Origin of the sequence: Floridaenema evergladense BLCC-F167, from assembly GCF_041929205.2 — a bacterium.
Taxonomy (GTDB): Bacteria; Cyanobacteriota; Cyanobacteriia; order Cyanobacteriales; family Aerosakkonemataceae; genus Floridanema; species Floridanema evergladense.
This window is the reverse complement of record NZ_CM171625.1, coordinates 2,758,143-2,770,503: the sequence shown is the minus strand read 5'-3', so window position 1 is coordinate 2,770,503 and position 12,361 is coordinate 2,758,143. Positions and strand designations below refer to the sequence as shown.

Genomic DNA, 12,361 nt, shown 5'->3' with positions numbered 1-12,361 from the left:
CCAAACAGCATCTCGCACAAAAATACGCACAAAGACAGCGAAAGTTAAGCCGTGCATTCCCATCCACTGATTCAAGAGGAGAATGCTACGGGCAATTAAAATTGCCCCCCTTCGACTTAGTGTTGTACCTGCAATGACGGCAAAACTGACTAGGGGCGCATGGGGATAAATGATGCTGCTACTGCTGGCAAACGCAATTAAGCCAAACTGCCAAAACCAACTCCTGGCAATTGCTTGGCAACCAATGATGTATTTGGAATCGAAAAAAGCTTATGTTAGACACGATCTGTACCTCGCAGATGGTTAAGTTAAATAATGTAATTATCGGCGGGCATCCTGACTCAGAGAGGTTAGTCTTCTCTTCACAGTTGCGGGACAGTGCCGGATTTACACCGAACTTTCCCCGTTTCCTCCAACGGCTGCTCCCCGTTGGAACCGACTGTCATAAAACAATAATATATTAGAAAACTTTTTGCAAGCTTCTGAACAAAAAATTAACTAAAAGTAATTAGTTCATCTCAAGTTTTAGTTACATTAACATTTCCCCTGTATTTCAAATAGGGGAAATGTCAAAAAAGCACAATTACCAACTTCAGCTAATTAACTGGCTATTAACACTTGTTCAATTCTCTCTAATGCCCAATCTAAATCTGAACGCGAAATTACCAACGGTGGCGCAAATCGAATAATATTTTCGCGGGTTTCTTTGGCGAGAATTCCTTCTTTCATCAGTGCTTTGCAGAATCTTCTGGCACCGCCTGCTTCCGGTTTTAATTCAACACCAATTAACAATCCTCGTCCTCTTACTTCTTCAATGTGGGGACTGGGAATTGCTTGTAATTTAGCAATAAAATAATTACCCAATTCTGCTGCTCTTTCTGGCAATTGTTCGTCTACAATTACATCGAGTGCGGCAATGGCGATCGCAGCTGCTAAAGGATTTCCTCCAAAGGTACTTCCATGATCTCCGGGATTAAATACATCCATCACTTCCGATGTACTCAAAAACGCGGATATCGGATAAAAACCACCGGATAAAGCTTTTCCAATTGTAATTCCATCAGGTTTTACTCCTTCATGTTCAAAGGCAAACATTTTGCCCGTGCGTCCCAAACCTGTTTGAATTTCATCAAATACTAACAGCACGTTATTTTGGCGACAAATACGTTCGGCTTGTTTTAAATAGCCATCTGGCGGAATCATAATTCCCCCTTCTCCTTGAATTGGTTCTAGGAAAAAAGCCGCCGTATTTGGTGTAATAGCTGCTTCTAAAGCTGCCACATCTCCGTAGGGAACGACTTTAAAACCGGGAGTGAAAGGTGCAAAACCATGTTGATATTGTTCTTCGGTTGAAAAGCTGACAATACTAATAGTTCGTCCGGCAAAGTTATTGCTACATACGATAATTTCTGCTTGACTTTTAGCTACGCCTTTGATCGTATATGCCCACTTGCGAATCGCTTTAATTGCTGTTTCTACGGCTTCGGCACCAGAATTCATTGGCAATACTTTCGGTAAGCCGGAAATTTGGCAAAGTTTTTCATAAAATTTGCCTAATTGGTCATTGCGAAAAGCGCGAGAAGTCAGGGTGACTTTTTTGGCTTGTTCTACCATTGCTTGAAAAATTCTAGGATGACAATGCCCTTGATTTAATGCTGAATAAGCACTCAAACAATCGAGATATTTGTTACCTTCAATATCCCACACCCAAGCCCCTTGACCTTTAGTAATTACTACATCTAAGGGATGGTAATTATCGGCACCGTAAGTATTTTCTAAATCAATGTAGCTTTGAGTATCTGAAATTGTTAAATTCGATGAAAGGTCAGCAGAAACTAGCATTTGTAAACTTGTCCTCTATGGGTAATAGGTAATGGGTAATAATTCCCATTTTTATAGCAGTGGATACTTCCAAATTATTTGGGAAATTCAATTTATCCGATATTAAGGCTCGCACAAAATACAACCAAGAGAATCTCTCTTCTCTAAAGCGATCTATTCCACAAAATTAAAAACTTTTGTGCTACCTGTAGGTTAATTCAGATGAGTGAAACCTGTCGCCCACTCAACTTGGGCGAGGAGTCTTACTTGTTTTGGTATCACTGCTGTTAACGGTTGTAGCATTTGCCCCGATCGGGTGCGAAGACCTAAAATTTACATATCTTTGACTGAAATTAGCACGATCGCAAAACCCAGTCAAGTTCTATTTCATTGATTCTATCCCCTCCAAGGGGATTGCAATTAAATCCTAATCTGCTATGTTTAAAAAGCGGACTTGTGCGAGGTGTAAAAAAAGCAAAATTGGTGAGTCCATCCGTAATTTTTGCGAAACTTTGGGATCTCCAAATTCGCTTAGGTAAGCGACGAGAAACCAGTCCTGCTATTTCTTGGTACGACCACTGCGAAGCGCCTAGTAAGTGAAGAATAGCTTAATCTATCGAAGCGTCAATGTGTGTTTCGTAGTTAGTTTTTTGTACTTTAATTAAATGCAGGAGAAAGTGATGAATCGGGAAGATTTATTGCAAGAAGTTGTGCAACCAATTGATATTAAAGCCTTTGATGTTGTAGGCTTGGTAGAGTCTATGAGTCAGATGGCATTTCAAGCACGAAACTTGGGAAGGGCGGCGAAAATTTACGATGAAATGCTGCAAGATTCAGATTGTGCAATTATTTTATGTTTGGCAGGTTCTTTGTTTAGCGCCGGACTGAAAAATGTGGTGTATGACCTGATTACTCATAATATGGTGGATGCGATCGTTTCCACTGGTGCTAATATTGTGGATCAGGATTTCTTTGAAGCGTTAGGTTTTCGTCACTATGTCGGCGATCCTTTAGCAGATGATGAAATGTTGCGCCAAGAAAGGATCGATCGCATTTACGACACCTACATTGATGAAGATCAACTGCGGGTGTGCGATATGACGATCGCGGAAATTGCTAATTCTTTAGAAAAGCGCCCCTATTCTTCGCGGGAATTTATTCAAGAAATGGGTGCATATCTGGAAAAACAAAAAACAGATACACAGTCAGTTGTATTAGCTGCTTATCAACATCAAGTACCCATTTTTGTCCCGGCTTTTAGTGATTGTTCGGCTGGTTTTGGTTTAGTACATCACCAGTGGAATTCGCCAGAGTCTTATCTTACCATTGATTCGGTGGGCGATTTCCGCGAATTAACCCAGTGCAAACTTGCGGCGAAATACACTGGATTGGTAATGATTGGTGGTGGCGTACCGAAAAACTTTGCCCAAGATACGGTTGTGGCGGCGGAAATGTTGGGATTTGATGTGACAATGCACAAATACACAATTCAAATTACTGTCGCAGACGAACGGGATGGTGCATTATCCGGTTCTACTTTGCGAGAAGCACATTCTTGGGGAAAAGTCAATAAAAACGTCGAACAAATGGTATTTTCCGAAGCTACGCTGGCGTTGCCTTTGATTGCTGGTTATGCTTATGGCAAGGGGAACTGGCGCGATCGATCCGTGCGTCGTTTGGCACAGTTATTTGACAAAACTCAGCTAGTATCTGCAAGATAGCGTCACAAAAAAGAATCCCCGACAGTTCAATCCTGCGGGGATTCTTTTTTGATAAATTTACCGCTTTAGATGGAGGTGAAAATACAAGCTCCTAAAATAAAAGTAACGACCGATCCGATCGTGATATTAGTGAAAAGCTTTCCCACCTCTGGATTATCTCCCAATGCTGCATCATTTTTTCCTAGAGTAAAGAACAATGACCAAGCTTGATTAGCTGTGATGGGTGCAAATTTGTTGAAATCAGCGTTGAAAACAGCAGAGGCATAAGAATAGTTAGCTTTCATGTTCGGTCTCCTAAAATCTAATTTGCGAAAATCAATGTGGGCTACCAACCTAAGCCGGGACAGTTGGTGGGATCTTGATTCCAAGGACTTAAAGGTACAAAGAAGGAACTTGAGAAAAATCAATAGTCAATAAAGTGTAGTACAATACTACTTAAGCCAGAAATAATAATCCCTAGCTGACTTAGAATAAATCAGAATTTAATTGTCAAAATTCAGTTAATTTTCACTAAAAAGAATAAGATTTTCGAGGTAAAGGTAAGTCACCCATTTGTGCAATTACCCACTCAAATAAATCGGGAAATTCCTGAGAAAATAATCGTTGTGCAGCAGTAGTTCCATCAGTTCTTTTCAAATCAAAATTATGAATGACCGTTAACACTGGTAACTGCTGTTGAGAAATACCTCGCCCACAATGATGCAGACGGGATAAATAACCATTACGCCCCTCAATCGCAGAAGAACTCCGCTGAAATTTAGCCGACATAAGAGTAGCCCAATCACGCCAATGTGCCCATTCATCTCGGTCGAGCTTACTGGTTAAGGGATGTAGTAGTAAGCGGCTTAAAGCTTCTATTGATGTTGACTCATAAATCTGGCACAAAGTTGGGTTTTTAGTTTGAGCAATGACGGAGCGCCAATAAAAATGGGGGAGAAAGTATTTTAATAACCAATCAGACATTTCCACATCTATTTCTTCTAAAAGTAAACTCTCTTCTACAGATTGCCACCATAAATTAATTCCCGCAGCCATCGCCGCAATTTGGTCGCTAAAAGCTTTTATTGCTTTGTCTAGTTTCGCTATTTGGTAAGTATGACCCACAGCAGCTAACTGAGGAAGTAGTTGATAAAGAGCAGTGGCAACATCAACAGTAGATTGAAATCCACTACCATCGATAGCGAAAGGATGAACAGTGCAAGTAATTTGATGTAAAATATGATGATAAGCCTGTTGTCCAGTCAAGAAAAAATTGTATTCCTCTTGCAGAACTGCAATTTGTTGTGACAATCGTTCCGGAATTGGTTGGCGCTTTTGAGTGGAATTCAAAACTTGACTGTGTAGAGTACGTAACTGCTTTTTCAGATGGTTTAATCGACTACCAAAACAAGAACCGACTACTTTAGAAATCCCACGCATTGCATGAAACAAGTCAGGAATAGAAGCACAGTCGAACCCTTGTACCGCTAACTGGATTAAAGCTTTAGCTCGGTCACTAACGAGAGATTTAACTACCACCATTCCACCCAGATTTTGCAGTGCCTTTTCCGCTTTTTGGCTCCAAGTCAAGTATTGCCTATCGTGACTAAAATCTTCTAAAATAATGTAGCCTGAAACCAAATCCATTAACACCAATACCACTTCAGGAAAAAAGGTTTCATCCGCACCCGCTCGGATTTCCAATGTGGTAGGATTGTTTTTTAACTGTTGTTGTATTTTATCAGAGTAATTGAGAATTTGTTCTCGCATTTGTGCTTCAATGCGGCGCAAGCTGGTTGGAGAAACTCCGATTACGTTCTGCAAACGTAACAGATGAAAAAACCGCGAAATTACTTCACAGCCTACACCTTGTTGAATGCCAAAGATATAGACAGTCGCAAAAACTAATAACCGTAACCATTGATATCCCGCTGGTGTTTCCCACAGGTGGGACTCTGGATGTAGGTTACGTCGTTTCATTGCTTGTTGATGGCGATGAACGCTACTTTTAGAAATTTGCGTCAGATCTGCTAAACTACGAATAGATTTTAAGCCATTGATTAGACCAGCTTTGAAGAGTTCAAACCCCCGCACACGCACATTCATGCTATTTGCCAAATCCTCAGTAAGCTGTTAAGCATTTAAATAGGGTAAAATGGAAAAGCCAATAGAGCCAAGTGGGTGGGGAAATGCCAGCAAAGAATCATCTGAACTTAGAACAAGTAGAGAAGCTACAAAAAGCCCTGAAAGAAGAAGAAGATGGAAATATTAGAGAAAGAATCTTGATATTACTGTTGCTAAATGATGGAAAAACTCAAGCTAAAATAGCGGAATTTGTGGGCTGTTCAATAAATAAAGTATCTTATTGGTGTGTACATGGAGACCCAGATAATCTAGAAAGTCTAGTCGATGAAAGGATGAAGGGGAATCATCAAAAAGCCACAGATAAATATATTCATTTAGAATTCCTCCCGAAATATAGCCCTGATTATAGCGTAACAATTCAACGCCGTGACAGTCGTGTTTCTACCAAAGTTGGTCATGCTACAAGGGAAAAGTTGGGCTTGGATGTGCAAGCTCAAATTAACAAACGTAATGGCAATGGTAATGGCAAAAAGTTTGATTGGCAAGAGTGGAATAATACGGTATTCCCCAAATTATTCGGTCGTCCTGATGCTCTCAAATACGATACTGAAGTGGTAGCTATGGCAATGGGTAAGCTGTACGATAGCATTTCGGAAAATACGGAAATGGCGATTGCTGACTTAGTTGAATTTAACGTTCAATCACTCAAGCGTCGTAATGAAATTGCCAAGGAATCTGAAGTTGAGGATGACGACTTTGATGATGATGAAGACGAAATTGATGATGTTCTCGATGAATTGGATGACGAGGAGGATGATGAGGACGAAGAGGACGAAGGTAGCGAAGATGAAGACGATGACGATGATTTTGAATTAGACGAAGATGAAGAATTTTCCGAGGATGAGGACGAGTAACCGCTAATTATTTACCACATTTTTTCTAGCCCTGTTGTTAGTATACAGGGCTATTTTTTCAATAATCTTGTAAACTGTTAGATAGTAGCACAGAGAATTGTATGAAAATCAAAGGCATCAAAAGGGGAAAGACCATTGAACTAACAGAGGAAATCAATATTCCTGATGGTGACGAATTAAATATTGAGCTGAAAGTGATTCGGCCAATGAGTAATGAAGAAAGGTTAGAAAAAATGAAGGAATTACTGGATAATTGGGAAGCCAGAGCGGATTTTGTCAACACCATGAAAACTTTAGAAGCAGAAAAAAAAATTGAAAGCGAACGGTGAGGAAAAGTGTATTTGTTAGATACCAATATTTGTATTGCACTCATTGACAAGCATCCTCAAGCGATCGCTAAATTTTATCCCAGGTTTAGTCAATGTGGCCTCTCTACAATTGTGATAGCAGAACTGTATCAGGGTGCTTACTGTTCTCAAAAAATTGCAGAAAACCTTAGAGATACTCGCAATTTCATTAATTTGATTCCCACTATTGTCCAATTTGATGAAGATGCAGCACTCGAATTTGGTATAATTCAGGGTGAGTTAAAAAGAATCGGCAGACCTACTCAAAAGTTAGATGGAATAATTGCTGCTGTAGCACGCTCGCGTGGAGACATACTTGTAACTCATAATATCAAGGATTTCATCAATATTCCCGGTTTGCAATTAGAAGATTGGTTAGAGGAAACGCAGGAAGAAACCGAAGAAAATTCCAGGTATTAAGGGAGGAAAGACCTAACTTTTCTATAGCCCCAATACAACAGTTTCAATAAGATATTTTGAGAAATCCCTTTGCCTTTGAACTCAAGTACAGTTTGTACTAAGGTTGTTGGTTCTCTATGAGTGAAATAGTTTTAGCTATCTTACCTGCTTGGATTTTTCAACTACTCTGCAACATTTTTTCAACTTGTCTGCTACTTTTTCATCTATTCCGCATCTTTTTTCACTTTGTCTGCGAACCCACAACAGAACATTCAAAAGAATGTCTAGTTTTATGTATAGACAAATTTGAATTATCTATATAATAGAATAGACTGAAACGAACAAATATTAGCTGATATGAACCATTATCATCCAATTTTTTGTACTAAATATGCTAAGTACGCCCGTACTAGTCCCGGTCAAATTATGGAATAAAACTGCTTTGCTCTCTGAGGGGTTGATTTCCGCAACTCCATTGGTGCAGGTAGAAACCAATGAAGAGTTAATCGAATTATGGTTGGCGAACAAAAAATCGCGTCATACTCGTCGCGCCTACCAGCAAGATATCGATTATTTTTTAGGGTTTATTGAAAATAAACCGCTGCCTCTGGTTACGGGTAATGATTTAATTGCTTACAAGCAAGCTTTAGAGCGATCGCTCAATCAGAAAAAAGCAGGGGAAACTATTTCACCGAATACGGTAGCGAGGCGGTTGTTGGGAGTACGCAGTTTGTTTAGCTTTGCTTGCGATAAGGCGAGGTTGTTGCCGTTTAGTAGTTATAAGAGTATTAGTGCTGTCGCTAAAAAGTTTCAATTGAAGTACGTTTTAAGCGACTATATAGTGGGAATTGAATTGCCCGTAAAAGCAGCTTTTAAGGAAGAGTTAGATTTGTTATTTACGGATAGTGTAGAGGAAGGGGTTGGGTGTTGGGGGGTAGGGGATAGGGTTGGATTTTCTTCCCTATCCCCTACCCCCTGACCCCTAACCCCTGTAGATAATTCGTCAGATGCTATTTGTGAGAATTTGATTTATCCAGTGTTGAATGAAGGATGGGGTCAATGTTTGGCAGAGATGGAGCGATCGCTCATGACTGACGAAAAGTATTACGGACAATGGGTATAATATAAAATTAAAATTTCTCGAACTGTGGGTTGCTTTGAGACTGGTAAAGGCCCACAGGTTACGGGTTGTCCAGATTTTAAATACACTACTCCCCCATAATGCCTGACATCTGATTTTTTCGATATAGCAGCGTGGATTGCAATCGGAACATTTGGTAAAACCATAATTACATAAGAGTAATTTTCGCTTGATTCTAAAGAATAGGAATTGAGTTCTGTGGTTGTATTAGCAAATAATAAATTTTCCATATAGTACCCCTGTTGCATTGTATTAAGGTACCTGATTTTATTAATAGCTTCAACTTCTTTAGCTCGGTTGGCAAATCGCCAAAAAGTAGGAACAGCAATAACTACTAGAATTTCTATAATCACCAAGACAACCAGCAATTCATACAAGGTTAAACCTTGATTTTCATTAGCCCACTTTAAGCGATGCCAAAACTTATTTTGGCTGATTTTCATAGTTACCTCCAAAAATGAAATAGGTGAGTGATAAATTATTAACTTCTTCAGCTAATTTAATAGCGTCAGGGTATTCAGCAACTATAACCTTCAAAATTCTCAGCGCAGTTTTTACTAATTTTTGCTGTTCGCTTGACTTATAATTTTGTCCGATTTCTTTTAAAATATTAACTTGTTCTAATGCTTCTGCTTTATCTTCTAATAATAAACTTGTTTCTGCCTCTAAAGCTGCTTGAATATTGGCTAATAAATCCTCTACTTCCAATTGATTATTTTTAATAAATTCCCGCCATTTCAGCGGAATTTCTGCTTGATTTTGGCAAATGACAGGCAACCAACTCGCACAGCTAAATCTGTCTTCCATACCTTGTAAAATTTCCCTTGCTTGTCGCACAGAGACATATAAAGATTTGCTTTGAGAAAAAGCTTGGAGAAAGTTTTTCAAAAATTCTTGTGCTATTTTATCGGGTACTGGTTCTCGCCAAATGATAATTTGGGGAATATGCAAATCATCTAATTGTTGAGCTAATCCTAACCCATCGCAAGAATTAAAAATTGCCAAATGCAACCCACGTTCGATCGCACTCATTAAAGCATTTTTCAGTTCAGAAATACTTAATTTATCTGTTTGGTTAATATGAATAAATCCCATCGTTCCATCTGCTATACTGTTACTATGTCCAGAAAAACAAAGGATATCCCAACCTTGTTCATCCCAAAGATATTTATTTAGTTTTTCACGGGTAGGTTCTACTAAAAAAACGGTTTCTGCATCGGGTAATTTTTCGAGGATTTGGCGATCGCTAACAACATCAATCCCTTCACTATCACCCAAAATCGCTAAAATCCTCACCTTAGTTCTGGGTGTAGTTGATTTATTCACTCTGTCGCCAGCAGCAGCACTTAAAGCAATTTCCGCTTGGCGATAAACCGTAAAAAAATCCCATAAATGCCAAGGGAGACGTAATAATTGTAGATTTTGAGATTGCAAAATTACTCTAATTTCATCTTTTGGGTTTAATCTTTCCCTTAATTTATCAGAGATTAAGCGAAATTCCTGAGAGTTTAACCAACCGTTAATTTGTTCTTCTAACAACTTCGCTAATTCTCCCAATTCCCTAATAGAAACATTAGTAATTTGCTCTTTTTTCCCTTTAATTCTACTTGCGGTAATCTGCGGGTTGCGGATTTGTTGTATTTGGCGGTAAAGTTGCGGAATTTCTGGTTGAGGTGGCAATTTTCCCGTTAAAACTATCGGTAAAGAATGTCCATCTGACCAAATTTGCACCATAACTACTGGAAAACCTGTAGCAAAATCTCCTTCGCTAAAGGTAATCCCGGATTTCTCACAAACGCTGAGAAAAAGGGGGTAAAAACCTGCTAAAATGTATAGATAGCAAGGATTTCAGCAGTTATAAAGTATGACCCAACAAGCTTCGCGCTCACTCCCAAAACAGTTCAAATTTGAGCAACCAAAATCGCCCCCAGTTGTAGTTAATTTCCAGGGTGGACAGGTAACATCGGATGCCGGATTAAGTTTAATTGCTGAAATAGACAGAAAACTACAAATAACATCACAGTTTGCACAGTGTTTCCAAGATTACCGAAAACCAAATCGAATTGACCATACAGTAGAAAGCTTAATTACACAAAGGATATACGGTCTGGTCATGGGGTATGAAGACTTAAATGATCACGAGGAATTACGTCATGAGCCAATGTTTGCTATAGCATTAGGAAAAAGAATTGGTAGAGAAAATGAGCCAGTGATTTTAGCCGGAAAAAGTACATTAAACCGTCTCGAACATTGTCCTGATGATCTAGAACAAGGAGCAGACAATCGTTATCATAAAATTGGGCATTCTCCATCAGAAATTGAAAGTCTATTTGTGAAGATATTTCTAGAATCTTACTCCAAAGAACCACGACAAATTATTTTAGATTTGGATGTAACTGATGATTTAGTACATGGTAATCAGGAGCAAGTTTTCTTCAATACTTATTACGCAGGATACTGCTATACTCCACTATATATTTTTTGTGGAAAACACTTATTGGCAGCCAAGCTACGACCTTCAAATGTAGATCCAGCAGCCGGGGCTTTAGAAGAATTACAGAGAATTATTAAACAAATTCGTGAGAAATGGAGTAATGTCCAGATTTTAGTCCGAGGAGATAGTGCCTATTCCAGAGACGATATCATGACATGGTGTGAATCGCAGACTGGTTCGTTTTGTGGTTACTTCACTAACTACCAATAAAGTACCTCCTGCTCAAGTCTACACGCAAAAATATTGTAAGCGAGGCGAGATGGAAAATCGCTTTAAGGAGCAACAACTTGAACTTTTTAGTGATAGAACCAGCACCCATACATTCGCTGGAAATCAATTAAGATTATGGTTTTCTTCTCTGGCTTACGTTTTGATGAACGCATTGCGTCAACAATGTTTAGCGAAGACGGAACTACAAAACGCTCAAGTCGGAACTATTCGTACTAAATTACTAAAACTAGGCGCATTGATTACTGTAAGCGCCGGGCGAATTTTAGTTGCGATTACTAGCTCTTGTCCGTACAAACATATCTTTGCTGCTGCTTACAGATGCTTAAAAATGCTCCCAAATACCGCTTAATCTAAAGTCAAGGTGCATTTTCTAAGTCTCTAATTAATGAGACTTTGGCTTGGTTTTATCTAAGCCCGGTTTTGTAATGTTTAATTTTATGAACACAGCATTTCGATTTCAGTACTAAGATAAATAGAGTAACTATTTTATCTTGATAAATCCTGAATTATACTTAACTTATTTCCCTACCTAAATTTCAATTGATGATGTATCAAAAAAAAGTCTTACATCAGGTCATGTAAATTGATTTTTTATTGTTTGTGAGAAATGCGGGTAGAGCACCCTACTAATTGGTATTCAAATTACATCGCCTTTTGCGTATCATAAAAAAAGTTCTCCCAATCTTGTTTCTAGGAGCCTCCCTATCACCAAAGATTCAGGCGCTACCCCCCAACCGGAAGACCAACCAGAACTTTTTGGTGCTGGTGGTGGATGGTCAGTTATTGATGAAGTTGTTGATCCAAGAGTTGTACGACAAGTAAGTAACTTATCTTGTGGCCCTGCGAGTGCTGAAATGCTACTAATAGATCGGGGATTTACTAATATCAATCAAAGCCTAATTGAAAATTTAACTGGTGCGCCTACTTCGGCTCAAGCAATTGCAAATGCACTGAATCAACTGACTCCACTTAGTTCTAAAAAATGGCAAGGGGGTTTTATTAATACACCAACAACTTTGGCAGCTTTTAACCTGTTATTAAATACCAAAAGATCATGGATGGCTCAAATGAAGGAATTTGGCAATAGAATAGCCCACATGGTAGTAGTTGATGGTGTTGATGACAACGGACTAGTGCTAATTCGTGATTTGTGGGAAGGAACAAGCTATAAAATGGAAGTTGAGGAATTTTTAAAGTTTTGGAATCAGATTGCAGTTTTTTGAGAAAAA

Annotated in this window: 11 protein-coding genes, 2 pseudogenes and 1 riboswitch; of the genes and pseudogenes, 8 read left to right on the top strand and 5 right to left on the bottom strand. The window is 38.9% G+C overall.

The window, feature by feature from the left end; all coding sequences use genetic code 11:
- The first annotated feature begins 169 nt into the window (after positions 1-169).
- Positions 170-307 (top strand): hypothetical protein, encoded by a 138-nt coding sequence (locus ACE1CA_RS13655; protein ID WP_413278366.1) that lies wholly within the window; start codon positions 170-172, stop codon positions 305-307.
- 2 nt (positions 308-309) lie between these two features.
- Positions 310-455: riboswitch (cobalamin riboswitch) on the bottom strand.
- Between the two features lie 145 nt (positions 456-600).
- On the opposite strand, the gene rocD is transcribed toward ACE1CA_RS13655, so the two are convergent.
- Positions 601-1,842: an ornithine--oxo-acid transaminase gene (rocD, locus tag ACE1CA_RS13650; RefSeq protein WP_413278367.1), complete on the bottom strand. Its 1,242-nt coding sequence runs from the start codon at positions 1,840-1,842 to the stop codon at positions 601-603.
- Positions 1,843-2,501: 659 nt separating this feature from the next.
- Here rocD and ACE1CA_RS13645 point away from each other — a divergent pair.
- Positions 2,502-3,542 carry a 1,9-bis(guanidino)-5-aza-nonane synthase gene (locus ACE1CA_RS13645; protein WP_413278368.1) on the top strand — a complete coding sequence of 347 codons (1,041 nt, stop codon included), beginning with the start codon at positions 2,502-2,504 and terminating at the stop codon, positions 3,540-3,542.
- A 65-nt stretch (positions 3,543-3,607) separates the two neighbouring features.
- Here ACE1CA_RS13645 and ACE1CA_RS13640 read toward each other — a convergent pair whose 3' ends face one another.
- Both ACE1CA_RS13640 and ACE1CA_RS13635 read right to left on the bottom strand, forming a co-directional pair.
- The gene (locus ACE1CA_RS13640; protein WP_413278369.1) at positions 3,608-3,826 is read right to left on the bottom strand and encodes a hypothetical protein; all 219 of its coding nucleotides are present in this window, start codon (positions 3,824-3,826) and stop codon (positions 3,608-3,610) included.
- Positions 3,827-4,052: 226 nt separating this feature from the next.
- Positions 4,053-5,627, bottom strand: coding sequence for a DUF6399 domain-containing protein (locus tag ACE1CA_RS13635; protein ID WP_486517847.1), 1,575 nt, complete (start codon positions 5,625-5,627; stop codon positions 4,053-4,055).
- Between the two features lie 83 nt (positions 5,628-5,710).
- Between ACE1CA_RS13635 and ACE1CA_RS13630 the strand changes: the two are divergent.
- From ACE1CA_RS13630 to ACE1CA_RS13615, 4 genes and pseudogenes are all read left to right on the top strand, one after another.
- A pseudogene (locus ACE1CA_RS13630) lies at positions 5,711-5,983 on the top strand (helix-turn-helix domain-containing protein); the annotation flags it as partial.
- 638 nt (positions 5,984-6,621) lie between these two features.
- Complete coding sequence (locus ACE1CA_RS13625; RefSeq protein ID WP_413276653.1) at positions 6,622-6,849, top strand: hypothetical protein; 228 nt, start codon at positions 6,622-6,624, stop codon at positions 6,847-6,849.
- A gap of 6 nt (positions 6,850-6,855) precedes the next feature.
- Complete coding sequence (locus ACE1CA_RS13620) at positions 6,856-7,287, top strand: type II toxin-antitoxin system VapC family toxin (protein WP_413276654.1); 432 nt, start codon at positions 6,856-6,858, stop codon at positions 7,285-7,287.
- A 370-nt stretch (positions 7,288-7,657) separates the two neighbouring features.
- Positions 7,658-8,245: a site-specific integrase gene (locus ACE1CA_RS13615; protein WP_413276655.1), complete on the top strand. Its 588-nt coding sequence runs from the start codon at positions 7,658-7,660 to the stop codon at positions 8,243-8,245.
- Positions 8,246-8,370: 125 nt separating this feature from the next.
- Here ACE1CA_RS13615 and ACE1CA_RS13610 read toward each other — a convergent pair whose 3' ends face one another.
- On the bottom strand, positions 8,371-8,850 hold the full coding sequence (locus ACE1CA_RS13610; RefSeq protein ID WP_413276656.1) for a type IV pilin-like G/H family protein: 480 nt from the start codon (positions 8,848-8,850) through the stop codon (positions 8,371-8,373).
- On the bottom strand, positions 8,831-10,141 hold the full coding sequence (locus tag ACE1CA_RS13605) for a CHAT domain-containing protein (RefSeq protein WP_413276657.1): 1,311 nt from the start codon (positions 10,139-10,141) through the stop codon (positions 8,831-8,833). Before ACE1CA_RS13605 ends, ACE1CA_RS13610 begins: the two co-directional genes overlap by 20 nt.
- A gap of 130 nt (positions 10,142-10,271) precedes the next feature.
- Between ACE1CA_RS13605 and ACE1CA_RS13600 the strand changes: the two are divergent.
- Positions 10,272-11,481, top strand: a pseudogene (locus tag ACE1CA_RS13600) (IS1380 family transposase).
- A gap of 505 nt (positions 11,482-11,986) precedes the next feature.
- A complete protein-coding gene (locus ACE1CA_RS13595) occupies positions 11,987-12,355 on the top strand; it encodes a hypothetical protein (protein ID WP_413280382.1) in 369 nt (122 codons plus the stop codon).
- Positions 12,356-12,361: the final 6 nt, after the last annotated feature.